The following is a 21,861-nucleotide window of genomic DNA, read 5'->3' as shown; positions in this document are numbered from 1 at the left end:
TGTCAGCCTGCCGGTGCGCTGACCGCAATGAACGCGCCTTGCGGGTCGCCGATCACGGCGTTGCGAAAACCCGGCGTGCTCATCGGCGCCAGAACGATGGTGCCGCCCAGGGTAACGGCGTGCTCGGCCAAGGCGTCCGCGTCGCGGACAGCGAAATTGACGCTCCAGTGCGGAGGGACTGCGACGCCGTCCGTCGCCGTCACGACGGCGACGACTTCACCCGAGAGGCGCCAGAGCGCGAAGCCGGCGTCCGGCACGGAATCAAGTTCCCAGCCAAACATGGTGCCGTAGAACGACGCCGCTGCGTCGAGATCCGTCGTGTGCAGCGAACTCATCGCCCATGAGTCCGGTACATCGGCCAGCGCGGCATCGTCGCCCCGGCCAGTCTCCGAAAGGAAAAATGGCACCCCGGTGGCATCGGCCACCACGGCAAGGGCGCCTTCCGAGCCGACGCCAAACGGTCCGGCCAAGACTCTGCCGCCGGCTTGCTCAGCGCGGACGAGGCTTGGCCCGATGGCTTCGACACGGACGTGAGTGTTCCACGAAGGTCGGGACAACGGCGGAGCCTGGCCAATCCCGGCCACCGGCCGCCCGCGGAGACGCGCCGTAAAGTAGTCGCCGTCGAGCCCGGACGGCATCGGCGCTGGATCGTCGAAACTCCAGCCGAAGAGCGGACCGTAAAAGTCCATGGCGGCGTGGGGATCGGGCTGGAATGTGTCCACCCGGCACGGGGCACCGGCGGAACGTGTGTTGCGGGCTGTCATTGATGCGCCTTCCCGTTGTGGTTAGCGGATGATGGTTAGGGGCTCTGTTCGTGCGGCACACGACGTTCGTTCGAGGGTAGTCCCGGTTCCGCCGGCGCGGTTGTTCCTGCCGGTATCATCACACCAATCAACGCCGTAGGGCACCGCCTCCACCGCAGCAGGTCCGGCAGCTGCAGTCGCCGGGACAACAAACGTATAAGTGAAGGCGCCTCCGTCTGTCATGGGGGCCGTGGTGTTGATGACCTTTATGCCGGCCGCATCCGTGAGGGTGACCTGGATGCGGGCGTCCTTGCCGTACCGGGGATTGCAGTCAGCATCCGGCGCCTGGACCGTCACCGGGTCGCCCGCCCTGGCACTGGGCGGGGCCACCGAATAGGCGGGCGGAAGGCAGGGCGGTTCTCCGTTCCCGGGGGAAACCCCACAAGCAGACAACGAAGCGGCCGCAATGATCGCTACGGCCCCGACGCAAGCCGAAACTCGCCTACTCACCCCGTACTGCATGGTTGCCCCCCCATTCAGATTGTCGGCTGTGGCTGTGGCTTGAGCTGTCGCGGAGCCGGAACGACGTCGAGGAGCCAATGGTAGACCGGCTTCCGCAGGCACGCCTCCGCAGGCACCCTTGTTGCCTGGTCCGGGGCTAGGATCCCGTTATGCGGCATGCAGAAGATTTGTTCGAGGGTTCGGCCACCGACTTGCCCGAACCCGTCTCACGCGCCGGGGCCCCATACGCGGAGGGGCCCGGCCGCGCGACTGAGGTCAGGCACGTCGCAGGTTACTCCGCGTTCATCGGGTTCTGCGCCGACCATGGTGTGAGGGCGGACGAGCTCGCCGCGGACCCTGCGAGGCTCATGTGGTTCCTGCACCAATGGGCTGCCGAGATTGATAGCGACAGCGCCATGAGCGCCGCGGCAGCCGTGTTCGTCGGAAACACCATCGCGCGGCTCAGGCCGGATGGGCGGTGGACTGCGTACCAAAACGGGTCTCCCCTCGTGGGCAACCGGCAGAGGCAGTTCGACGTCGCTCGCATGCTCGTGGCGTTGCGAAGCGCCGACGCCGAGTCCGTCCGCGGCCTCGTGTCGGCGTTGTCGGACTGGGCCGGGGAAGAGGTGGAATCACCTTCCGTCCCACCCCCGCCGGTCCCGCCGTCCGCAGGCCAGCCGCCCTATGTCCGGCCGCTTCTGCCGACGAGGGCATATTACTCACCGGACGGTGCACTGATCCCCTACGGCCGGCAATGGGGCGACGAGGGTCCTGCCCCGGAGTCGTACAGCGTCGACAGCCATCCCGAGCGCTTCGCGGGTCTACACGCCGTCGCGGCGGCCCTGATCGATCACCTGTCTGCCGTCTACGACGTCGACGTCGACAGGGATCCCGTCCACGCCGGGGACGTGTTCATGAAGGCCCGGGAGATGCTGCAGGCTGTCAGGGTAACCCCGCGCAGGGCCGATGCAGCACCGCTGACGTTTCTGTTCACCGGATATCCGGGCGTTCTGATCCACGCCGGCGTGATGTATGACTTCCCGTTTCCGGTGTGCGGCTGCGATGCCTGCGATGAAACGGCCGGGACCGCGGCTGACCGGATGGAGATGTTGGTGCTCACCGTGGCGGCGGGAGGCTACCGCGAACGCTATCCGGTGGGCGGCCGGAAATGGAGCGAGTACGCGCTGACCGCGGTGGACGGCTCCGGGTTTGAAAGCGGGAGCGGTGAACCCGCTCCGGTCGACGCCGTGCGCCTCCAGGACGCGGAAGACCGGTTGCGTGAAGTGGCCGGCGGCTGGCGTCCGTGGCCGTTGCGGCGCTGAACCCGGACCTTTCGATGTCGCAAAGGACCCGGAGCAGGCCACCCGCTCCGGGTCCTTACGCTTAGCCTCAGGGCCTACTGCGGGATGTTGACGTTTGCCGGGTGGTCGCCGTAGCTCAGGTCGCCGTAGGCGGCACCGCCCAGGCCGCACAGCTGGGCGGCTGTCAGACCGGAAGGGGCTGTGGCAAGGGAAGTCTTGTCGGCTCCGTCCACAGTCACGGTGCTGGGGTACAGGGAGTTGTCGGCTTCCTTGCAGACCAGCACTATCACCTTGAAGTCGCGGGGGTCGGTGAAGGTCAGAGTCACCGTTCCTCCGGCTCCCACTACGGCCTGCTGCGGTGCTGCAGTGTCATGTCCTGCCGGAGTTGTAGTTTCCACCACCCAGTAGTTGCCGGTTGGTACATCCACAAAAGAGCACTTGCCGTCCGCTCCGGTGGTGCAGGTCAGGGTCGTGGCGGTGTCCTCAGCGCCCAACGCGGTTCCAACGGGAGCGACATCGTTGTACAGAGTGAAAACGGCTCCAGCAAGGGCTGACGCCGGGGAGTCGTCATCCTGTTTCACAACGTCGATCCTGCCGCACTTGTTGAAGTCCAGCGGCTGAGGGGCAATGAAGTCCTTCACAGCGGCGGTGAATGAATCGGATGAACGGCTCTTCAGGTAGGCGGTGCTGAATCCTCTGCAGGTGCCCGCCGGAATGATGCCTGAATCCGTCAGGTTGATCGCTGCTTCACCAAAGGTCCGGACACTGAGCGTGCGGGGGTTGTCCGGCGCAATCGGGTCGATAACGCTGACCGTATTGATCGAGCCCTCAAAATTGCCGGTGAGCGGCTGTACTTTGCCCCAGCAGGGGACGGAGTTGGATGCTTCGCACACGTCGCGTCCCACACCTGTCGTCACCCAGAGGTGGTAGCCGAGCGTCGGAACCGTACCGCCCTGAGAGAGGTCATACTTGATCAGAACGTCTCCCGCAGTCCGGACCGGGGTGACACCATTGGCGGACAACGTGGCGGACTTATTGAATTCGAAGTCCATGTTCGTGGTGCCGGTCGGCTCCTGGACCCGCTCCCAGGCCAGGTAGGCGTAATCTTCGCCGTTGCTCTCAGTAACGAGTTTTGTGTAGAAACGGGTCAGGTCGCTCTTGTTGTTGGGGATGGACCCGTCAATGACACTCGGGATGGCAGTGTCTTCCTTCGTTCCGTTGCCGAACGAGTCATCATTCTGCCCGGTTGGTTTGTCAATGCCGCAGCCCACTTTGGGCGTGGATACGCAATTGACCCCAACGTTAACCCAGTCCTTGGCCTCGTCATCAAGGACCAGATTGCCGTCGGATGCGTCGAACGGGCTTTCAAACAGATTGGCCTGGGCTGCTGTGGTTCCCGAAAGTAATAACACCAAACATGCCAAACCTGCGCCCAGATGGGCGGCGGTTTTGTTTTTCACGGAAATCTCGCTTTCTGCGCTGGAGGATGACGGCATGAAGCAATAGCCCCATGCCACGGAATTCCCAGCAATTCCCTGAATATTGAATGGCTGGCCATCAGCATGGTCAGCCTGACTGCTCCAATTGCCGCGGAGGGCAGACAATAGGAGCGGGCAGGAAATCTCTAACAATCACATTCAAGCCGCACTGCTCACAGTTTCACAGCAGTGGAGTGTACCTAGATTGCGAAAAGGAAATACTCTGCCACTCGTTTTACTACGCCCTCATCATCGGGAATTTAAAGGGAGAAACTGAGTAACCCCTATTTCCGCCTTGTACCCCCTGCGAGAGATCCATTTCCGTAGATCGCCCAGCAGCCTATGTAAATCAATATGAATGATTAATACTTACGAAACCAAACTGAATTCCTACGTTTGGCCATTGCAAGTGGTGGAATTGGCAATTTGCCGACGCGATAGCTGGTGTCGATGTGTCCCCGGAATGCTTGAGGTTGCCCGGAGGAGCCATCCCGGGGTCCGGTTTGAGGTCGCAGAACTGCGCAATCTTCCGCACGCCGACATGCAGCTGGGCGGATTCTTCGCGTGATATGCCATCATCCATTTGCGTACCGCCGACCTGCCCGGCTTTTTTGCAGAATGCTTCCGGGTCCTTGCGGCCGGAGGCTATGCAATGGCCAGCTTTCACGTGGGCCAAGGCCGCCGGCATATCTCCAGCGCCTACGACCACGGCGTCTCGATGGAGGCGCACGACCTCGCTCCCGGCGCGCACAACGATGTCAGTTTGCGGAAGGGCGGGCCACAACAGAACGATGCGACGGACGAAGTTGGATGAGGCGGTTCAGGGTGCCGCGTTGGTAACGGATGTTTCAATGGCAGTCCAGCCGATGGCCGTTCCTGCCGGTATTGATCCTTGAGGCTCAGTAAGGATTGCCCGTTCACCGATCAGGTGCCCTGTTGCGGCGTCGATAATGATCTCCTGACGCGTCTTGGACGGGCCCTCCTCGGTTCGTCCGATGGCTATGCCGGTGCGGCCGTCCAGATTTGCCTGGTTTTCTGTGATGGTCACGCCAGGGATCATGGCCGCGGCCTTATAGAGGGCGGCCCGCAGGTCGGCCGGCACAACACCTGTTCTGAGGAGGTCAGCTATGAACACCAGGGCTTCGCCGTCGACGGACTGGCCTTTCCCCAGAGTTTGTTTGTAGATGCTGTTCAGCAACCGGTAGGGATCGCGGGGAAGGGCGGACATGTCCGTATGAACCCACCCGCCGGGGCTGCCATAGAAGGATCCGTTGGGTGCGCGCAGCAGCTCAGGAAATGGCTGGTAGCCGTTCTTTTCGACGTACTCCTTGGACTTGGCGTCAAAGAATGTCGTGGGTACTCGTCCTGAGCGTAGCCAGACCCACTCATCAGAGCGATCAGCCGGAATATACAAATCGAGTTTTTCCGTGTCCAGCCACTCGTAGGTGGAACCATCTGCCTCGGTTGAGGCGCTGCTCCAGACATTGGTGCTTTTGACCCTCAAATACTGGCCCGGGTTCACGACTGGATCAGCCGTCATGATCGCCGTCTCCGCCGCATTGTTGAGGACTTCTGCGGCCTGCGCGGTTGCTCCACCACGCCAGCCGGCGAGTCCGACGACGTCTCCCGCAATCAGTGCCGCGACCGCGGCGGCAGCCGCTGTTACGAGCCATACTCGCGTTCGACGGGGACGGCGGAGCAGGTTCGGTTTCCGCCGCGCCTCCTGGACGAGGAGATTCTGGACGCGGTTCTTCGTGTCTTTCGGGTAGGTCACTTCAGACAGGTTCATGGGAGCCTCGCTTCAACGATTGTCGTGTCGAGTTGTTCGTTGGGCACTAGGTCCCGGTTCATGGCGGCCAGCTTGGCCCGTGCGCGGTGCAGTCTCGATTTCACGGTCCCGGTCCTTACACCGAGGGTCTTGGCGGCTTCTTCCTGGCCGATTCCGTTCATCAGGCACAGGACAACGACGTCCCGTTCCCCGTCGTTCAGTCCAGCGGTCGTGTCAAGCAATTCGCGGACGGCGCGTTCAGCATCGAGCCGCGAGGCGACCGCTTCCGCATGGTCCGCTTCATGTTGGCCGTGCCGGGGATCGGAGTGCGGCAGCCTGGCCAGGAAATCAGCGTGCCGCCGGGATCCCCTGGCGCGGTTGCGGTTCGCGTTCGTGGCCACCCCGAGCAGCCACGGAAGGACCGTGTCCTTCTCCGGCCTGAGCCTGTCCCGCTGCCGCCACGCCTCCAAAAAAGTGATCGAGACGAGTTCCTCTGCATCATGCCAGGATCCGCACCGGGACAGGCAGTACCGGAAGACCGCATCGGCATGCCTGTCGAACAGAGCCCCGAAGGCATCAGCGTTGCCTGTGATGCAGTCACGCCACAGGTCTTCGTCGGTTTCCCCCATTAGCCTCATGCCTTGTAGTGTCCGCAGGACCCGAAAAGGTTCCCGATCCAATGACCACGAGCGTAGTCTTTCGAGATGACGGACCCCGGCGACTCCGACGAACCTCTGCAACAACTTCCGGCAGGCCTTCCTCGCCGATACGCCGAATACAAACCGGCACCGGCCGAGCCAGCTATTCCTCCCACCAACGTTGGTGGTTACGACGATCTACTGGCTCTCTTCCGTTCTCTCGGGAAAGAGCTCCCACGCACCAAAGAGGGCCTCGCCGCCGTCGACCACCTCATGGACGGCCACACTGACCGAGCTGCTCTGGCAAAGCTGGTCCCCGCCATTGGCATGTTCTATGGTGACCTTCTCACGCACACTGTTCCAGGCGCGCATTGGGAAGTGGTTGTGGAGGGGGACCCGTGCGTCCGCGTCACCCGGGGCACCGCCGTTTCGGTGGTTTACGTCGCCGAAAGGCGCCTAACCGTGGGGATACCAACTCTCCAGCAGAACTATGCGCACGTGTTGGAAATCGTGGCGTTAGAGGCCTGACCGAAGACTGCCCGGTGAGGGGGTCGTGCGGTCAATCGCGACAACAGTGGAAGTTGAGACCACTCAGTCGAGGTCAGGTGAAAGCTTCGACCTGCCCTTTCCATTACTTACCTGAAGGTGCCTATTGCACTTCAAAGTGCATCATCCGGCGCCGGAATTGTTCCCGTTCGGGGGCGGTTGCCCATAACGGAGGGCGCCCGAATGGGGCGTCCGGTAACCAAGGTAATCAAGGAGAATCTCATGTCCATTGTCATTGCAGGAGCCACCGGCCAGCTGGGGCGCCTTGTCGTCAGGGAATTGCTGGGACGCGGCGTACCGGCAGAGCAGATCGTGGCCGCGGGGCGTTCCGCTCAGCAGCTGGCGGAACTGGCGGCTTACGGCGTCAGGACAGCGACAGTGGATTACGACGATCCGGCCACCGTTGACGCCGCCCTCGACGAAGGCGACACCCTCCTTCTCATTTCCGGCAGCGATATCCAGAACCGGTCAACCCAGCACGAAACAGTCATCGGCGCGGCTGTCCGGGCCAAGGTTGCCCACATTCTGTACACCAGCGTCCTGGCCGCTGACACCACCGAGCTCGTTCTGGCCCCTGACCACGCGAAGGCCGAGGAGGCCATCCGCGCCAGCGGCCTTCCGTTCACCTTCCTGCGCAACGGCTGGTACACGGAGAACTACGCCGCGGCCTTGCTCACGGCCCGCGAGACCGGCACGCTGCTGGCCAGCGCAGGCGAGGGACGCGTTGCCAGCGCCACCCGGGCGGACTACGCCGCAGCCATCGCCGCAGTCCTGACCACGCCCGGTCACGAAGGCCGCGTGTATGAATTGTCCGGCGACTACGCCTGGACGTTTGGGGAACTGGCGTCTGCGTTCTCGACGGTCCTGGAGCGCAACGTCAGCTACCTGCCCGTGAGTTCAGCAGAGCACGTCAGCGCCCTGGAGGCCGCCGGCCTTGACCCTGCCACGGCCGGATTCCTCGCAGCCCTGGACGGCAATATCCGGGAGGGAGCACTTGCCCTGACCACCGGAGATCTCGCACGGCTGGCCGGGCGGCCCACCACTCCCCTGGTCGACGGCCTGCGCCCACTGGCGGGCTGAGCCCGTCGGCGGGCGGGCAGGCGGATAATGGCATTCACAGCCAGCTGTTAGCGCGGTCAGGAGGGGGCCGGAATGTACCCGGTTGCACGCATCACGGTGGAGGCGCCGGTGGTCAGCGTCGGTTCCGGCCCCTCGGACTACGAGGGACTCGGCCGCTATGTCCGCGCCCTGCGCCGGCCGCGGGGACTGCACATGACCCTGCTGCACCTCGGAGTGCTCGATGACTTCTGCCAGGATGTCTCGGAGTGGACCAGGGGTATCACCAGCGCGTCGGCCGCCGCCCGCAGCACGGTTGCCTGGCTGCACGGCCTGCCTGTGCTGGAAGGTTTTTCGTGCAGCACCGAACGGCTGATCGTGCTGGGCGGCGGCAGCGTGTCATGTCTTGAAGTCGACGTCCCGGAGCGGGTCCACGACTACCAGATTTCACTCGTCCAGGCCCTCCATGACCTGCTGGACGGGCTGCTGGTGGACAACGTCGATGACTTCATCCTCAGCTCCCGCGCCCTCGGCTTCCGGTCTCCGCACTGGACACCGCACGTTGCCGTCGGCAGCCCGAGGGCGCGGAGCGGCAGGTCGTGGGAAGTCGAACCGCTGGCGCTCCAGTTCGGCGAGTCACGGATCAGGAACCGTCAGCTGCTCCCCGTCGTGGGGCAGTAGCGGGGCGACCTTCAATAGCTAGAACGACGGAACAGTAATCCCGAGGCCCAGCAGGCCGCGGCCCGCCTGCTCAAGGATCGGGTCCAGGGTCAACGTCGGATGGTTGAGCAGAACGTCGACGTCGCGCTGGATCCGCTGGAGCGGATTTGAAAGTCGGTGCGCGCTTCCACCCGATCCCGCCATGATGACGCGAACCGCTTCGGCAGACGCCGTCCCGCTGAGGCCGAGCGCGAGGCGGTAGGCTGCCCGCTCGTGGTCCGTCATTGTCATGGGCCGTCGCTGATACGAGGCAGTGACCACCCGGATCGCTTCCTCCCACTGCAGGCGGGCCGTGGCAACGAGCCCGTAGGCGTGCGAGAACCGGGCCTGCGCGAGGGGGGAATCCGCCTGACGGTCCTCCAGCGTGTTCTTGACCCTGCGTACCAGAACCCGCTCACGGAACATTTCGACGGCGTGCTCGGCAGCTCCCAGGGCGGCGGCGGGCGCCACCAGGTTCAGAAGCGTCGCCATGGGGGTGTGGATGATCGGGTCCGGATGGATCCGGCTGCCCGGATTGTCCGCCGCACCCAGAAGGGCCCAGTCAAGCGTCCGGTAGGCCGGCACGAAAAGCTCCTCTGCCCGGACGTCGTTGCTGCCGGTTCCCCTCAACCCTGCCGTGTGCCACACGTCAAGCAGTTCGACGTCGGAAATCGGCACGAGGCACTGCAGGCGGACGTCCCCGTGCTGCACAGCCAGGAGGACCCACTCCGAGTGCATGACTCCCGAGGCAAAGGTCCAACGGCCCGAGATGGAGTAGCCCCCGGGAACTTTGGTGGCCCGCCCCACCGGAGCGCCGGTCGCGGCAGCCAGAGGCTCCGCTCCGTCGGCGAAGACCTCGTCCTGAACCTTGCGGGGCCAGCGGGCGAGCATCCAGACGTGCTCAATCAGGTGCCCCACCGTCCATGCCGTGGAGGGGCATCCACGCCCGAGCCGGCGCACAACCTCGACGTACGTCTCCACTCCCATGCCGAATCCCCCGACAGCCTTCGGCGAGAGCACGCGGAAGACGCCAGCCTCCCTCAAATCCTCCATCGTGGATTCAGGTATGCGGCGGATTCGCTCGGTTTCCTCAGCGCGCTCCCGCAGGCGGGGAATCAGCGCATCAACACGGGCCAGCATTTCGTCGTGGCTGGGAACGGCTGGCTGCGCGAGGTCGAGGGTGTGCGCGGTGTGGTCCCGTTTGGCGGCCAGATACGCGTGATTGGCCGGTGAAAGGTGGACCTCGGTGGGAACCTGCTCAGTAACGCCGATGCCCAGGGCGGTGAGCTGTGCGGCCTTGTCCGGGTTGTTCGTGAGCAAACGGACGGTGGTGGCGCCGAGGGCACCCAGCATCTGGGCGGCAGCGGTGTAGTCGCGCTCGTCCTCGCCGTGCCCCAGCGCCACGTTGGCTTCGTAAGTGTCCAGGCCGGTATCCTGCAGGGCGTAGGCGTCAAGCTTGGAGTACAGGCCGATGCCGCGCCCTTCCTGACGGAGGTACAGGAGGAACCCGCCGGTGGCGCTGATCTTTTCCACCGCCTCCCGCAGCTGCGGACCGCAGTCACAGCGCTGGCTGCCGAACACGTCACCGGTCAGGCATTCGCTGTGCAGCCGGACCAGCGGCCCCGCATCCGGCAACGCCGGGTCCAGCTTTTCCGGATCCAGCAGCGCCTGCTCCCACGCGCCCAGGGCCAGCAGCAGGTGTTCCTTGCCGTCGGCCAGCCCGTGGAACGTCAGTACCTCGGCCGTGGCCGTGTAGCCATCGGGAAAGCGCAACGGGACTGTGACCCTGCTGCGCACGGCAGCCGCGGATGGTGCCGTATCCGCCGGCATGAGGGTCTCGGACACAATGGTCATCTGGTGCCTCAGCATTCGATAAGGGTACAAATTACTTGAAGGTTGAAGTTAACCGTACAGGCGGTTAGTTGAACCTGCAAGTGTCGCACCCTGGCCGAAGCCATCCTGCCACGCCTTGCTGCGGGGGCGATTTAGGAGTTCTTCAGCAGCGCCACATCGGAGACGAGGTCGATGTGCTCGAGCATAGCGCTGGAAGCCGCGGCGGAGTCCTGGGCTCTGATGGCGTCGGCAATCTTGCGGTGCGACGCGAGGGACTGCTCCGGGCGGCCAGGTTGCCCGAGCGACTCGAGCCGCGTTTCGAGCACCATTCCGGCGATGAAGGTCATCAACTGCCCCAGCACTGCGGAGTGCGCGGCGGCCGTCACGGCCTGGTGGAAGAGCTCGTCGCCGTGCGCACCCCGTCCACCCGAGGCAACCTCCTCGGCCATGACGTCGAGCGCCTTGTCGATGGCCTTCATGTCGGCGTCGCTGCGCCTGGCCGCTGCCAGTTCGGCCAGCTTGACCTCGAGCGTGCTTCGCGCCTCCACGATCTCGGGCAGCCGGTTACGGTGTTCGCGCAGCCCCTTGATGACGGACGGGACGTTGGGGCGGTAGACCAGCACCGCCCCGGTGCCGTGCTGGACATCGATTACTCCGAGCACCTCAAGCGCCACCAGGGCCTGCGCCAGCGTTGCGCGGGATACCCCCAGCCGCTCGGCCAGTTCGCGCTCTGCTGGAAGGGTGTCACCCGGGCCCAGCTGGGCCGCCTCAATGAAGTCCATGAGTTGCTCCACGAGCTGCTCATAGAGCCTGGGCCGCGAAACGCGGGAAATCTGTTGCGCTGCCGCCTGCTTTGCCATCTGCGTCCTTTCGGCATGGTCCTCAACCCCAAGACTACCGGAGAACTATTGACAGAGACACCTAGTGTCTAGGAGGCTAGGCCACTAAGCCAATTAAATCCCCAACGAACGATCCGGAGGAACAACGATGTCCGCTCCTATCCTGTCCATCATCATCCTGGCGGTGATGTTCCTGCTAGCCACGGTGCTCCCGCTCAACATGGGCGCCCTGGCGTTTGTCGGGGCATTCCTGCTGGGCTCGGTTGTCCTGGGGATGTCCACGAACGACATCCTCGCCAACTTTCCCGGAGGGCTTTTCCTGACCATCGTCGGGGTCACGTACCTGTTCGCCATCGCGCAGAACAACGGCACCATCGATCTCATGGTCCGGGGCGCCGTGCGGCTGGTTGGCAGCAAGGTGGCCCTGATCCCGTGGATCATGTTCGCCATCACCGCCGTCATCACGGCTGTGGGCGCGCTCTCGCCCGCCGCCGTCGCCATCATCGCCCCGATCGCGCTCAGCTTCGCGGCCAGGCACAAGATCAACCCGCTCATGATGGGCATGATGGTGATCCACGGGGCACAGGCCGGCGGCTTCTCCCCCATCGCCGTCTACGGTGTCACCGTCAACGGCATCATTGCCAAGACGGAACTGGAAGCCAGCCCCATGGCAATCTTCCTGGCGAGCTTCGTCTTCAACCTGGCTATTGCACTGGTGCTGTTCCTCGTTCTCGGCGGAAACAGGATCGGGTCCTCCGCAGGAAGCCGGTTCGTGGAGCAGGCTGCCGAAAAGCGCATGGCCATGAGCGTGGGAGCCCGGACCGCCGGCGTGACCCTGCAGGGCTCGGGCACCGACATTTCCTCCGCCCGCGTCGCCTCGAAGGGCACATCAGGCAGCTCGCCGGAAGGCAGCAAAGACGGTTCGCCCGGGGCCGGGGCAGAGCTGGCCGGCACTCCCCGCGCCTCCGTTCCACAGCTGGTCACCATTCTTGGCCTGATCGCCCTGGCCGTGGTTTCGCTGGGGTTCAAGGTGGACGTCGGCTTCGTCTCCATCACCATCGCCATGGTCCTGGCCTTGGTCTCCCCGGCCGCCCAGAAAGGCGCCGTCAACAAGATCAGCTGGTCCACTGTCCTGCTCCTCTGCGGCATGCTCACCTTCGTGGGGGTCCTGGAGGAAGCCGGCACCATCAAATTCGTGTCCGACGGCGTGGCCCAGCTGGGCATGCCGCTGCTTGCGGCCCTGCTGATCTGCTACATCGGCGCCGTGGTCTCGGCCTTCGCCTCGTCCACCGCCATCCTGGCGGCCCTCATTCCCCTCGCAGTGCCGTTCCTGGCTTCCGGGGAGATCGGCGCCGTCGGGGTCATTGCCGCCCTCGCCGTGGCATCCACGATCGTTGACGTCTCCCCGTTCTCCACGAACGGCGCACTGGTGCTGGCCAACGCGCCCGAAGACGTGGACAAGGACAAGTTCTACAAGCAGATCCTGGCCTACAGCGGGATCGTCGTCGTGGCGGGACCCGCCATCGCCTGGCTGGTGATGGTGGTCCCGGGCTGGCTGTAATCGCCCGGACATCCAGCAGGCCTCAACCCAGATATCCATGAGCAACAGAAGGAACCCCATGCAGAGCACTGAATCCACGCCCCGGACCGACGGGCCCCTGGCGGGCTACCTCGTGGTGGACCTGAGCCGAGCCTTGGCGGGCCCGCACGCAGGCATGATGCTGGCTGACCTCGGCGCCCGGGTCATCAAGGTGGAAAACCCCGGCACCGGAGATGACACCCGCGGCTGGGGTCCCCCCTTTGTAGGTCCCGACGACGACCCGCAGGCGACGTACTTCCTGTCCTGCAACCGCAACAAGGAGTCCATCGCCCTGGACCTGAAGAACGACGACGGGCGGACAGTGCTGCGCGAACTGCTGGAACGCGCCGACGTCGTCATCGAGAACTTCCGCCCCGGCGTGCTGGACCGGCTGGGCTTCTCCGCCGCGGAAATGCACGCCCTGAACCCGGCACTGGTGATCCTGTCCATCACCGGCTTCGGGCATGACGGGCCGGAATCCCGGCGCAGCGGCTACGACCAGATCCTGCAGGGCGAGACCGGGCTGATGTCCCTCACCGGCTCCGGACCGGACGACCCCCAGCGGGTGGGCGTTCCGATCGCTGATCTCCTGTCCGGCATGTACGGCGCGTTCGGCACCCTGGCCGCCTTGCTGCAGCGCGAACGGACCGGGCAGGGACAGATCGTGCGCACCTCACTGCTCGCGGCCCTTATCGGGGTGCACGCCTTCCAAGGCACCAGGGCTACAGTCGCCGGTGAAATTCCGAAGGCCCAGGGCAACCACCACCCCTCCATCGCCCCCTACGGACTGTTCCACTGCCGGCAGGGCCGCGTCCAGATCAGCGTGGGCAGCGAAAAGCTGTGGAACACGTTCGCTTCCACCTTCGGAATCGACGGCTCGCGGCCCGAGTTCGCCAGCAACGCGGACCGGGTGCGCAACCGCGAGAAGGTCATCGAGGAAGTGGAGAACGCGTTCTCCGATTACGGGGCCGAGGAGCTGCTCAGCAAACTCAACGACGCCGGCATCCCGGCCGGCAAGGTCCGCACCCTGGACGAGGTCTACGCCTGGGAGCAGGTCCATTCGCAGGGTCTGGTGATCGACGTCGAGCACAAGCTCCTGGGCACCGTAAGCCTGCCCGGTCCGCCGCTGCGGTTCTTCAGCGCTGCCGACACCGCTGAAACGACCCTCACTACCCACACGGCCCCGCCGCTGCTCGACCAGGACGGCGATCAGATCCGGCAGTGGCTGGGACTGGCCGCCGGCGCGAAGCAGGAGGGGCGGTGACCATGCTGACAGAACAGAAAGCCAGGCACCTGGACGCCGCCGGACTCATCGCGGCCGTGCTGGACGCGGGTTCCTACCGGAGCTGGGACGCGCCGGTTGTTGACCCCGATCCCGGCCCCGAGTACCGGGAGGAACTGGCAGCTGCCCGCGCCAAGACAGGCGTGGACGAGTCTGTCCTCACCGGCGAAGGCCGCATCCGGGGCCGGCGCGTAGCCGTGATCGTCAGCGAGTTCCGATTCCTCGCCGGTTCCATCGGCCTCGCCGCCGCTGAACGCATCGTCACCGCCGTCGAACGGGCCACGCGTGAGGGACTGCCGCTTCTGGCGGGACCTGCGTCCGGCGGCACGCGCATGCAGGAAGGCACCATCGCCTTCCTGTCCATGGTGAAAATCAGCGCGGCCGTCCGCGCCCACCGCCAGGCCGGGCTGCCCTACCTCGTGTACCTGCGGCACCCAACCACGGGAGGGGTCATGGCGTCCTGGGGATCGCTCGGCCACATTACCGTGGCCGAGCCCGGGGCCCTGCTCGGCTTCCTCGGGCCGCGGGTCTATGAGGCCCTCTACGGTGCGCCGTTTCCGGAGAACGTCCAGGTGGCCGAGAACCTGTTCGACAAGGGCCTGGTCGATGCGGTGGTCCCGCCCTGGCAACTGTCCGACGTCGTGGACCGCGCCCTGAGCATGGTGGTCCCGGGCGCGCACCCGCGGCCTGCGCCGCCCCGCACGCTCGCCGTCAAAGCGTCCGACGCCGGTGCCTGGGAATCGATCGAAATCTCCCGGAACCCGCGCCGCCCGGACCTCCGCCAGTTGCTCGCCTACGGCGCCCGCGATGTGCTGCCCCTCAACGGCACCGGGCAGGGGGAAAAGGACCCCGGGCTGCAGCTTGCCCTGGCGCGATTCGGCCAGGAATCCTGCGTGGTCATCGGCCACACCCGGCCCAGGCCCTCCCGGCAGACGGCGATGGGACCGGCGTCGCTCCGGGAAGCCCGCCGCGGCATGCGCCTGGCCGAGGAACTGGGGCTGCCGCTGTTGACAGTCATTGACACAGGCGGCGCGGCGCTGTCGAAGGAGGCCGAGGAAGGCGGGCTGGCCGGGGAGATTGCCCGGTCACTGCATGACATGATCGGGCTGAACTCCCCCACCGTTTCAGTCCTGCTCGGCCAAGGGGCGGGAGGCGGGGCGTTGGCACTTCTGCCCGCAGACCGCACCATCGCCGCCCAGCACGCGTGGCTGTCCCCGCTGCCGCCCGAAGGCGCCAGCGCCATCGTCCATCGGAGCACCGATTTCGCCCCGGCCATGTCCGCAGCGCAGGGCGTCAACGTTGCAGCCCTCTACACCAACGCCCTGGTGGAACACATCGTGGACGAACGCGGCAACGCAGCACACGGGGACGCGGCCTCGGAAGCACGAGCATTCTGCCAGCGCATGGGACAGGCCATCGAATACGAGCTCGCCACCTTGTCGGCCACCGGGATCGGCGAGCTGCTGACGCGGCGGCAGGCAAAGTACCGGAACCTGGGCAGCATCATCGCCGGGTGATTCCCGACCGGTGGAAATCGGTCTGCCACACATCGATGTCCCGTCCGTCTCCGTCGGTGACGACGTATTCGGGCCAGCGGTCGAAGGCGGAGCAGGGATGGGAGATGCCGAAGTCCACCAGGTCCGTGACGTCCAGGCCCGTCACGCCAGTGAGGACTGCGTGGTGGTCGTAGAGGTTGCGCACCACAGCGGTTGCCCCGTCCTTCGGGGCACCGTCAGCGGTTTGGACAGCCAGGACCACCGGCAGCCCGGCGTCGTACGGCAGGTCCCGTTTGCCGGACCCGACGACGGCGATCCCCTCCTCGGGGGTGGAGAGCACCACGGCGCGGACGGTCAGCGCGGGCATCAGTCCCGGCACCGGGCTGACACCGGCGTAGGTGCCGTGATCGTGGGTGACGTAGCAGCCCGACCGGAGGATCCGCCCTGTTCCGGGCACCTGGCCGGCGTCCGGGAGGAATTCCACCACACGGTCCGGAAATGCCGATCCACCCATGGAGTAGACGGGGGCGGACGTTTCGAAGAACGGGGCGACTTCCAGGAACACCTGCCGTACGAGCCTGCAGTGCCGGTCAACCGCCGTGACGGTGTCCTCCGCACGACTGTTGGGCACCACGCCCTCGTAGCCGGCCACTCCAACGAGCCTCAGGCCGGCCGCGGCGCGGACCAGCCCGGCGAGGCGGACAGCCTCCTGAAGGGTGCGGACCCCCGTGCGCCCGCCGGGAGTCCCGACGTCGAGCATCACCTCCAACGGAACGCCGCCATCGGCGGTGAACACCTGTGCCGCGGCGTTGATGCCCGCCTCGGAGTCCACGAAGCAGCGGATCTCACGCGCGGAATCCTCGTCCAGCCAGGTCCGGATGCGTGTGAGGCCGTCCCGGTCTACCACCTCATTGGCGATGAGGACATGTTGGTGCCCCCAGCCCAGGGCGGCAGCCACCTGGTCCACGGTGGCAACCGTAACGCCGACTGCTCCGGCCGCCACCTGGCGGCTGATGATCGGCGCGGACATGGTTGTCTTGACGTGCGGTGCAAGATCGACCTGGTGTTCCCGGCACCAGGACGCCATGACACGGATATTGTTTTCGAGGGCACCGGCATTGAGCCTGAGCTGCGGATAGGGCATGGTCGATTGTCACGGGCGTAGGCTGTCAGGACCAAATTCGCGAAAGGGCCGGAGTGGACACACGAAAGCTGAAGTATTTCCTGGCCGTTGTTGACCATGATGGTTTCAACCGGGCCGCAGAGCACCTCCTGATCGCCCAGCCCTCGCTGTCCCAGACCATCGCGGGACTGGAGAAGGACCTCGGCGTGCCGCTCTTCCACCGGATCGGCCGCAGGGCGGTGCTCAGCGAGGCCGGCAAGGAACTTGTCGGACCGGCACGCCTGGTAATGCGGGACCTCGATGCCGCCCAGTCCGCGGTGCAAGCGTTGCGGGGCGTGCGCAGCGGCAGGCTGGACATCATCACCATGCCCTCCCCCGGCATCGAGCCCCTGACCTCGATGATCGCCGGCTTTACCCGGCTGCACCCCTCCGTCCGGCTCAACGTCAGCGCCGCGTTCACACCCGAGGAAGTCATCGAATCGGTCCGAACCGGCAGCACCGAAATCGGACTGGCCGGTTCCTCAACGCCCATCCGGGTCCCGGGGGTGCAGGTCCTGGAGCTCGAACGCCAGCCCCTGATCCTGATCGTGAACCCGCAGGCCGACACGTTCAACCCGGGAACGGCGATCCAGCGGGAGGACCTGGGCGGGCACCGCCTGATCGCCAGCCAGCGCGGATCGCTGATGCGCTGGCTGGTGGACGACGCGCTGGCGCAAGGCGTTAACGTGGAGATCGTCGTCGAGGTGGCCCATCGGACCTCGATCCTGCCGCTGGTACTTGCCGGAGTGGGCCATGCGGTGATGCCCTCGTCCTGGGCGCCGACGGCCCACAAGGCCGGACTGCGGACCCTGCTCATCGAGCCTGTCTCCCACCTCGATGTTGCCATCCTGAGCCGGAAGGAAGACCTGACGCCCGCCGCCCGCGCTTTCCTGAAGGTCGCGGAGTTGCACGCCGATCAATAGGCTGAGCCTATTTGCCGTATCGAATCTTGGTCTTGGACGCCCAATGTGCCCAGGCCTTCTACTTGAAGAGGAAGGCAGTGTGACGCTGCTAACAGACTCAACGAGGAGGTAGGCACATGAGCGCCACCCAGAAATTCAGCATCGCTTCAATCCCCGCAGACGGAGTCGGCAAGGAAGTTGTCTCCGCCGGCCGCCGCGTCCTGGACGCCCTGGCAGCCAGCTCCAACGGCAAGTTCGCTTTCGAATGGACCGAGTTCCCCTGGGGCTGCGGCTACTACGAAAAGACCGGCCAGATGATGGACCCTAAAGGCCTGGAAGCCCTCAAGGACTTCGATGCCATCTACTTCGGCGCCGTGGGTTGGGAGAACGTTCCGGACCACATCAGCCTCTGGGGCCTGCGCCTGAACATCACCCAGAACTTTGACCAGTGGGCCAACGTCCGCCCGGTGAAGTTCCTGCCGGGCATCCAGTCCCCGCTCCGCAAGGCCGACAACACCGAACTCGACTGGATCGTCGTCCGCGAGAACAGCGAAGGCGAATACGCCGGCCTCGGCGGACGCAACCTCAGCGGCCGCGGCCCCGGCAACGAGGTGGCCCTGCAGACTGCCCTGTTCACCGAAAAGGGCTGCGAGCGCATCATGCGCTTCGCCTTTGACCTCGCCCGGACCCGCACGGTCAAGAAGGTCTCCTCTGTAACCAAGTCCAATGCACAGCAGTACGGCATGGTCCTCTGGGACGAAACCTTCCAGCGCGTGGCCCTGGACTACCCGGACGTGGCCACCGAAAGCGTACTGGTCGATGCCATGAGCGCCAAGTTCATCCTGCACCCCGAGGACCTCTCCGTCGTGGTCGCATCGAACCTGAACGCTGACATCCTCTCGGATCTCGGCTCGGCACTCGCGGGCAGCCTGGGACTGGCGGCCAGCGCGAACCTGAACCCGGAGCGCCGCTTCCCGTCCATGTTCGAACCGGTCCACGGTTCCGCACCGGACATCGCCGGCAAGGGCATCAGCAACCCGATCGGCGCAATCGCCAGCGCTGCCCTGATGCTGGACCACTTCGGCCTGCACGAGGAAGCCCGTTTGGTCGAAGCCGCCATTGAGCAGACCACGGCCGCCGGACACCTGACCCGCGACGTCGGCGGCGACGCCAACACCGACGACGTCACCGAGGCAATCATCGAAGCCCTCACCCACACCCTGGCTGCCGTCTAGCCAGAACGCGCGACCAGCCGGCCCAGTCCCGGCGGTCAAACACGGCCCGGAATGGACGGCGGTTCAACACACCGCCGCCGTCCATTCCGTCGTGCCCCCCAACATCAAGCACCCTCCAGCTACATTCCACAACGAGGTAGGAATCATGGAACACATCACCACCGCCGGCGCTGCGGCCCCAGCCAAGAAGCAGTCAGCGAAGGAAAAGCCACAAAAGACCCGCTGGTACCGGCAGCTGTACTTCTGGGTACTGACAGCCATCCTCATCGGCATCCTCGTCGGCTGGCTCGCACCCACCGTCGGCATCGCCATGGAACCCATCGGCACCACCTTCGTGAACTCGATGAAGATGCTCATCGGCCCGATCGTGTTCCTGACCATCGTCGGCGGCATCGCCAGCGTCGCGGACCTCAAAAAAGTCGGCATGACAGGGCTGAAGGCCCTCACGTACTTCCAGGTCGGCACCATCTTCGCGATGATCTTCGGCCTGGTCGCCATCAACATCTTCCGGCTCGGCGACGGCGTCAACGCGGACGCCAGCAGCATCAAGACCTCGGACTCCGCAGCCAAACTCATCGACGCCGGCGCCCACCAGGAATGGTGGCAGTTCCTCACCCACATCATTCCCAACAGCATCATCGGGCCCTTCGTTGAAGGCGACATCCTCCAGATCATCTTCATCGCCGTCGTCTTCGGCATCGCCCTGAACGCCATGGGCAAGGTCGGCGCCCCGGTCCTGGACGGCGTGCAGCGCCTGACCGGGGTCATGTTCAAGATCCTGGGCTTCATCATGAAAGCCGCCCCGATCGGAGCCTTCGGTGCGATGGCCTACGCCGTGGGTAAGTACGGCGTCTCCTCCCTGACCAGCATGGGCGGCCTGATCGCCCTCTTCTACGTCACGTCCATCCTTTTCGTGGTCGTGATTCTGGGATCCGTCATGGCCTTCCTGAAGCTGAACATCTTCACGATGATCCGCCACCTCAAAGAGGAATACATGCTCATCCTGGGCACCTCCACCGCCGAACCGGCCCTCCCGGGACTGATGCGCAAGCTCGAGCACGCCGGCGTCAAGAAGGAAACGGTCGGGCTGGTTGTCCCCACCGGCTACAGCTTCAACCTCGACGGCGCCGCGATCTACCTCTCCCTCGCCGCCCTCTACATCGCCCAGGCCACCAACACCGACCTGACCATCGGCCAGCAGCTCGGGCTCCTTGCAGTCATGCTGCTGACCTCCAAGGGCGCGGCGGGCGTCGCCGGTGGCGGCTTCATCGCCCTGACCGCCACCCTCACCACCATCGGCACCATCCCGGCGGCCGGCATCATGCTCATCTTCGGCATCGACAAGTTCATGTCCGAATGCCGGGCCCTCGTGAACTTCACCGGCAACGCCGTCGCCACCCTCTTCATCGCCTGGTGGGACCGTACCCTGGATGCGGACCGCGCCCGCCGGGTCTTCGCCGGCGAAACCGTTGAGCCTATGCCCGCCGAGGACCCCATCCACCTCGATGAAGTCACGGACCTCGACGACGACCTCACCGAATACGGCCACCATGCGCCCAGGCACACTGGCGACGTGAACGCCGCCGACGTGAATGCTGCCGACCGCCGTCCCGCCTACTCGGAATCCATCTGACATGACCAACGCAACCGCCCCGAAGACCGTGCGAACGCTTATCGCTCCCGACAAGTTCAAAGGCAGCCTCACTGCCGGCGAGGTGGCCGACGCCCTGGCGGCCGGGCTACGTGCCTCGGCCGGGGCGGGGGCCGGGACGGTCCACTGCGACCTGCTCCCGCTGGCTGACGGAGGTGACGGCAGTGTTGACGCCGCCGTCGCCTCCGGCTTCACCCGGCGCCAGTACACGGTGGCGGGGCCCACCGGCCAGCACGTTCCGGCCAGCATCGCGTTCGACGGCGTCACCGCCGTCGTCGAGGTCGCCAACACCTGCGGCCTCGGGCTCCTGCCCGACGGCAGGCTGGAGCCGCTGGATGCTTCCAGCAGGGGCTTCGGCGAAGCAATCCTGTTTGCCCTCAGCCTGAACCCGGCCAGAATCGTGCTGGCCCTGGGCGGCAGCGCCAGCACCGACGGCGGCATGGGAATGCTCACTGCCCTCGGATTCAGCTTCCGTGACGCGGAGGGCCGGCTGCTTTACGGCAGCGGCCGGGCGCTGGACCGCATCCATTCCGTCCACCGGACCGCACTCCCCGAACTGGCGGACACCGAGCTCATCGTCGCCAGCGATGTCCACAATCCGTTGCTCGGCGCCCAGGGCGCGCCGGCAGTCTTCGGCCCCCAGAAGGGTGCCGGACCTGACGACGTCGCTTTGCTCGACAAGGGCCTGGCGCACTTCGTCCGCAAGATGGCCGACGCCGGATTCGAGGACGCCGCGTCCCAGGCCACGCATGAAGGGGCCGGAAGTGCCGGAGGAATCGGCTACGCCTGCCTGCTTCTGGGAGCAAAGCAGGTGTCCGGGGCGGACTACTTCCTGGATCTGCTGGACTTCAACTCCCGCAAGGAGCACTGCGACGTCGTCATCACCGGCGAGGGAAGCATCGACGAACAGACCCTGGCCGGGAAGCTGCCCGCCGCCGTCGCCCGCCGCTCGGGAACCCGGCCGATCATCGCCGTCGCAGGACGCTCGCTCCTCCCGCCGGAGCGGTGGCCGGAATTGGCCCTGGCCCGGGTCTACACGCTGGCCGACTACACCGACCAGGACTCTTCGAAGGACCCCGGGCTTTCGGCAGCGCTGCTCCGCCGGATCGGACAGGACATCGGCGCGACGCTGCTGTAACGCCGTTCCGACCG

General features: G+C 65.4%; 20 protein-coding genes. 12 read left to right on the top strand and 8 right to left on the bottom strand.

Translation table 11 applies throughout. The annotated features are described in order from the left end of the window. Window positions 1-2 precede the first annotated feature (2 nt). Together AC07YR_RS00515 and AC07YR_RS00510 are read right to left on the bottom strand one after the other, a co-directional pair. Complete coding sequence (locus AC07YR_RS00515; protein ID WP_494732771.1) at window positions 3-764, bottom strand: VOC family protein; 762 nt, start codon at window positions 762-764, stop codon at window positions 3-5. A gap of 21 nt (window positions 765-785) precedes the next feature. Further along, the gene (locus AC07YR_RS00510) at window positions 786-1,100 is read right to left on the bottom strand and encodes a hypothetical protein (protein WP_494732770.1); all 315 of its coding nucleotides are present in this window, start codon (window positions 1,098-1,100) and stop codon (window positions 786-788) included. A 314-nt stretch (window positions 1,101-1,414) separates the two neighbouring features. Between AC07YR_RS00510 and AC07YR_RS00505 the strand changes: the two genes are divergently transcribed. Continuing rightward, a complete protein-coding gene (locus AC07YR_RS00505; RefSeq protein ID WP_494732769.1) occupies window positions 1,415-2,566 on the top strand; it encodes a DUF6226 family protein in 1,152 nt (383 codons plus the stop codon). Between the two features lie 74 nt (window positions 2,567-2,640). Here AC07YR_RS00505 and AC07YR_RS00500 read toward each other — a convergent pair whose 3' ends face one another. Beyond that, window positions 2,641-4,005, bottom strand: a complete 1,365-nt coding sequence (locus AC07YR_RS00500) for a prealbumin-like fold domain-containing protein (protein ID WP_494732768.1) — start codon at window positions 4,003-4,005, stop codon at window positions 2,641-2,643. A gap of 670 nt (window positions 4,006-4,675) precedes the next feature. On the opposite strand from AC07YR_RS00500, the gene AC07YR_RS00495 reads away from it, so the two are divergent. After that, window positions 4,676-4,837, top strand: coding sequence for a hypothetical protein (locus AC07YR_RS00495; protein WP_494732767.1), 162 nt, complete (start codon window positions 4,676-4,678; stop codon window positions 4,835-4,837). Window positions 4,838-4,843: 6 nt separating this feature from the next. On the opposite strand, the gene AC07YR_RS00490 is transcribed toward AC07YR_RS00495, so the two are convergent. Next, entirely contained in the window at window positions 4,844-5,812 is a 969-nt protein-coding gene (locus AC07YR_RS00490) for a CU044_5270 family protein (protein WP_494732766.1), read from the bottom strand. After that, a complete protein-coding gene (locus AC07YR_RS00485) occupies window positions 5,809-6,420 on the bottom strand; it encodes an RNA polymerase sigma factor (protein WP_436057580.1) in 612 nt (203 codons plus the stop codon). Before AC07YR_RS00485 ends, AC07YR_RS00490 begins: the two co-directional genes overlap by 4 nt. Window positions 6,421-6,495: 75 nt before the next feature. Between AC07YR_RS00485 and AC07YR_RS00480 the strand changes: the two genes are divergently transcribed. From AC07YR_RS00480 to AC07YR_RS00470, 3 genes are all read left to right on the top strand, one after another. Then, complete coding sequence (locus AC07YR_RS00480; protein ID WP_494732765.1) at window positions 6,496-6,957, top strand: DUF6278 family protein; 462 nt, start codon at window positions 6,496-6,498, stop codon at window positions 6,955-6,957. Between the two features lie 240 nt (window positions 6,958-7,197). After that, window positions 7,198-8,055 (top strand): SDR family oxidoreductase, encoded by an 858-nt coding sequence (locus tag AC07YR_RS00475; protein ID WP_436057578.1) that lies wholly within the window; start codon window positions 7,198-7,200, stop codon window positions 8,053-8,055. A gap of 72 nt (window positions 8,056-8,127) precedes the next feature. Further along, a complete protein-coding gene (locus AC07YR_RS00470) occupies window positions 8,128-8,712 on the top strand; it encodes a hypothetical protein (protein WP_390246748.1) in 585 nt (194 codons plus the stop codon). Between the two features lie 18 nt (window positions 8,713-8,730). On the opposite strand, the gene ribA is transcribed toward AC07YR_RS00470, so the two are convergent. Both ribA and AC07YR_RS00460 read right to left on the bottom strand, forming a co-directional pair. After that, window positions 8,731-10,584, bottom strand: coding sequence for a GTP cyclohydrolase II RibA (ribA, locus tag AC07YR_RS00465; RefSeq protein WP_494732764.1), 1,854 nt, complete (start codon window positions 10,582-10,584; stop codon window positions 8,731-8,733). A gap of 131 nt (window positions 10,585-10,715) precedes the next feature. Then, window positions 10,716-11,423 carry a FadR/GntR family transcriptional regulator gene (locus tag AC07YR_RS00460; protein WP_436057576.1) on the bottom strand — a complete coding sequence of 236 codons (708 nt, stop codon included), beginning with the start codon at window positions 11,421-11,423 and terminating at the stop codon, window positions 10,716-10,718. Window positions 11,424-11,550: 127 nt separating this feature from the next. Here AC07YR_RS00460 and AC07YR_RS00455 point away from each other — a divergent pair, with 127 nt between their 5' ends. Genes AC07YR_RS00455 through AC07YR_RS00445 form a run of 3 tightly spaced genes read left to right on the top strand, consistent with a single transcriptional unit; the run spans window position 11,551 to window position 15,780 of the window. Beyond that, window positions 11,551-12,963: an SLC13 family permease gene (locus AC07YR_RS00455; protein WP_494732763.1), complete on the top strand. Its 1,413-nt coding sequence runs from the start codon at window positions 11,551-11,553 to the stop codon at window positions 12,961-12,963. Between the two features lie 58 nt (window positions 12,964-13,021). Next, on the top strand, window positions 13,022-14,245 hold the full coding sequence (locus AC07YR_RS00450) for a CaiB/BaiF CoA transferase family protein (protein WP_436057574.1): 1,224 nt from the start codon (window positions 13,022-13,024) through the stop codon (window positions 14,243-14,245). Between the two features lie 2 nt (window positions 14,246-14,247). After that, window positions 14,248-15,780 carry a carboxyl transferase domain-containing protein gene (locus AC07YR_RS00445; protein WP_436059320.1) on the top strand — a complete coding sequence of 511 codons (1,533 nt, stop codon included), beginning with the start codon at window positions 14,248-14,250 and terminating at the stop codon, window positions 15,778-15,780. Here AC07YR_RS00445 and AC07YR_RS00440 read toward each other — a convergent pair. Continuing rightward, entirely contained in the window at window positions 15,767-16,903 is a 1,137-nt protein-coding gene (locus tag AC07YR_RS00440; protein ID WP_494732762.1) for an alanine racemase, read from the bottom strand. The two genes, AC07YR_RS00445 and AC07YR_RS00440, sit on opposite strands and share 14 nt — an antisense overlap. A gap of 53 nt (window positions 16,904-16,956) precedes the next feature. Between AC07YR_RS00440 and AC07YR_RS00435 the strand changes: the two genes are divergently transcribed. The 4 genes from AC07YR_RS00435 (at window position 16,957) to AC07YR_RS00420 (ending at window position 21,847) form a co-directional block, all read left to right on the top strand. Continuing rightward, a complete protein-coding gene (locus AC07YR_RS00435; RefSeq protein WP_494732761.1) occupies window positions 16,957-17,844 on the top strand; it encodes a LysR family transcriptional regulator in 888 nt (295 codons plus the stop codon). Window positions 17,845-17,960: 116 nt separating this feature from the next. Continuing rightward, on the top strand, window positions 17,961-19,058 hold the full coding sequence (locus AC07YR_RS00430) for a tartrate dehydrogenase (protein WP_494732760.1): 1,098 nt from the start codon (window positions 17,961-17,963) through the stop codon (window positions 19,056-19,058). Window positions 19,059-19,203: 145 nt separating this feature from the next. Continuing rightward, the gene (gene dctA / locus AC07YR_RS00425; protein WP_055806109.1) at window positions 19,204-20,691 is read left to right on the top strand and encodes a C4-dicarboxylate transporter DctA; all 1,488 of its coding nucleotides are present in this window, start codon (window positions 19,204-19,206) and stop codon (window positions 20,689-20,691) included. Window position 20,692: 1 nt separating this feature from the next. Continuing rightward, a complete protein-coding gene (locus AC07YR_RS00420; protein WP_494732759.1) occupies window positions 20,693-21,847 on the top strand; it encodes a glycerate kinase in 1,155 nt (384 codons plus the stop codon). Window positions 21,848-21,861 lie beyond the last annotated feature (14 nt).

This window comes from Arthrobacter sp. GW460-12-1-14-TSB2, assembly GCF_059423525.1.
This window is presented reverse-complemented; position numbering and strand designations above follow the sequence as displayed.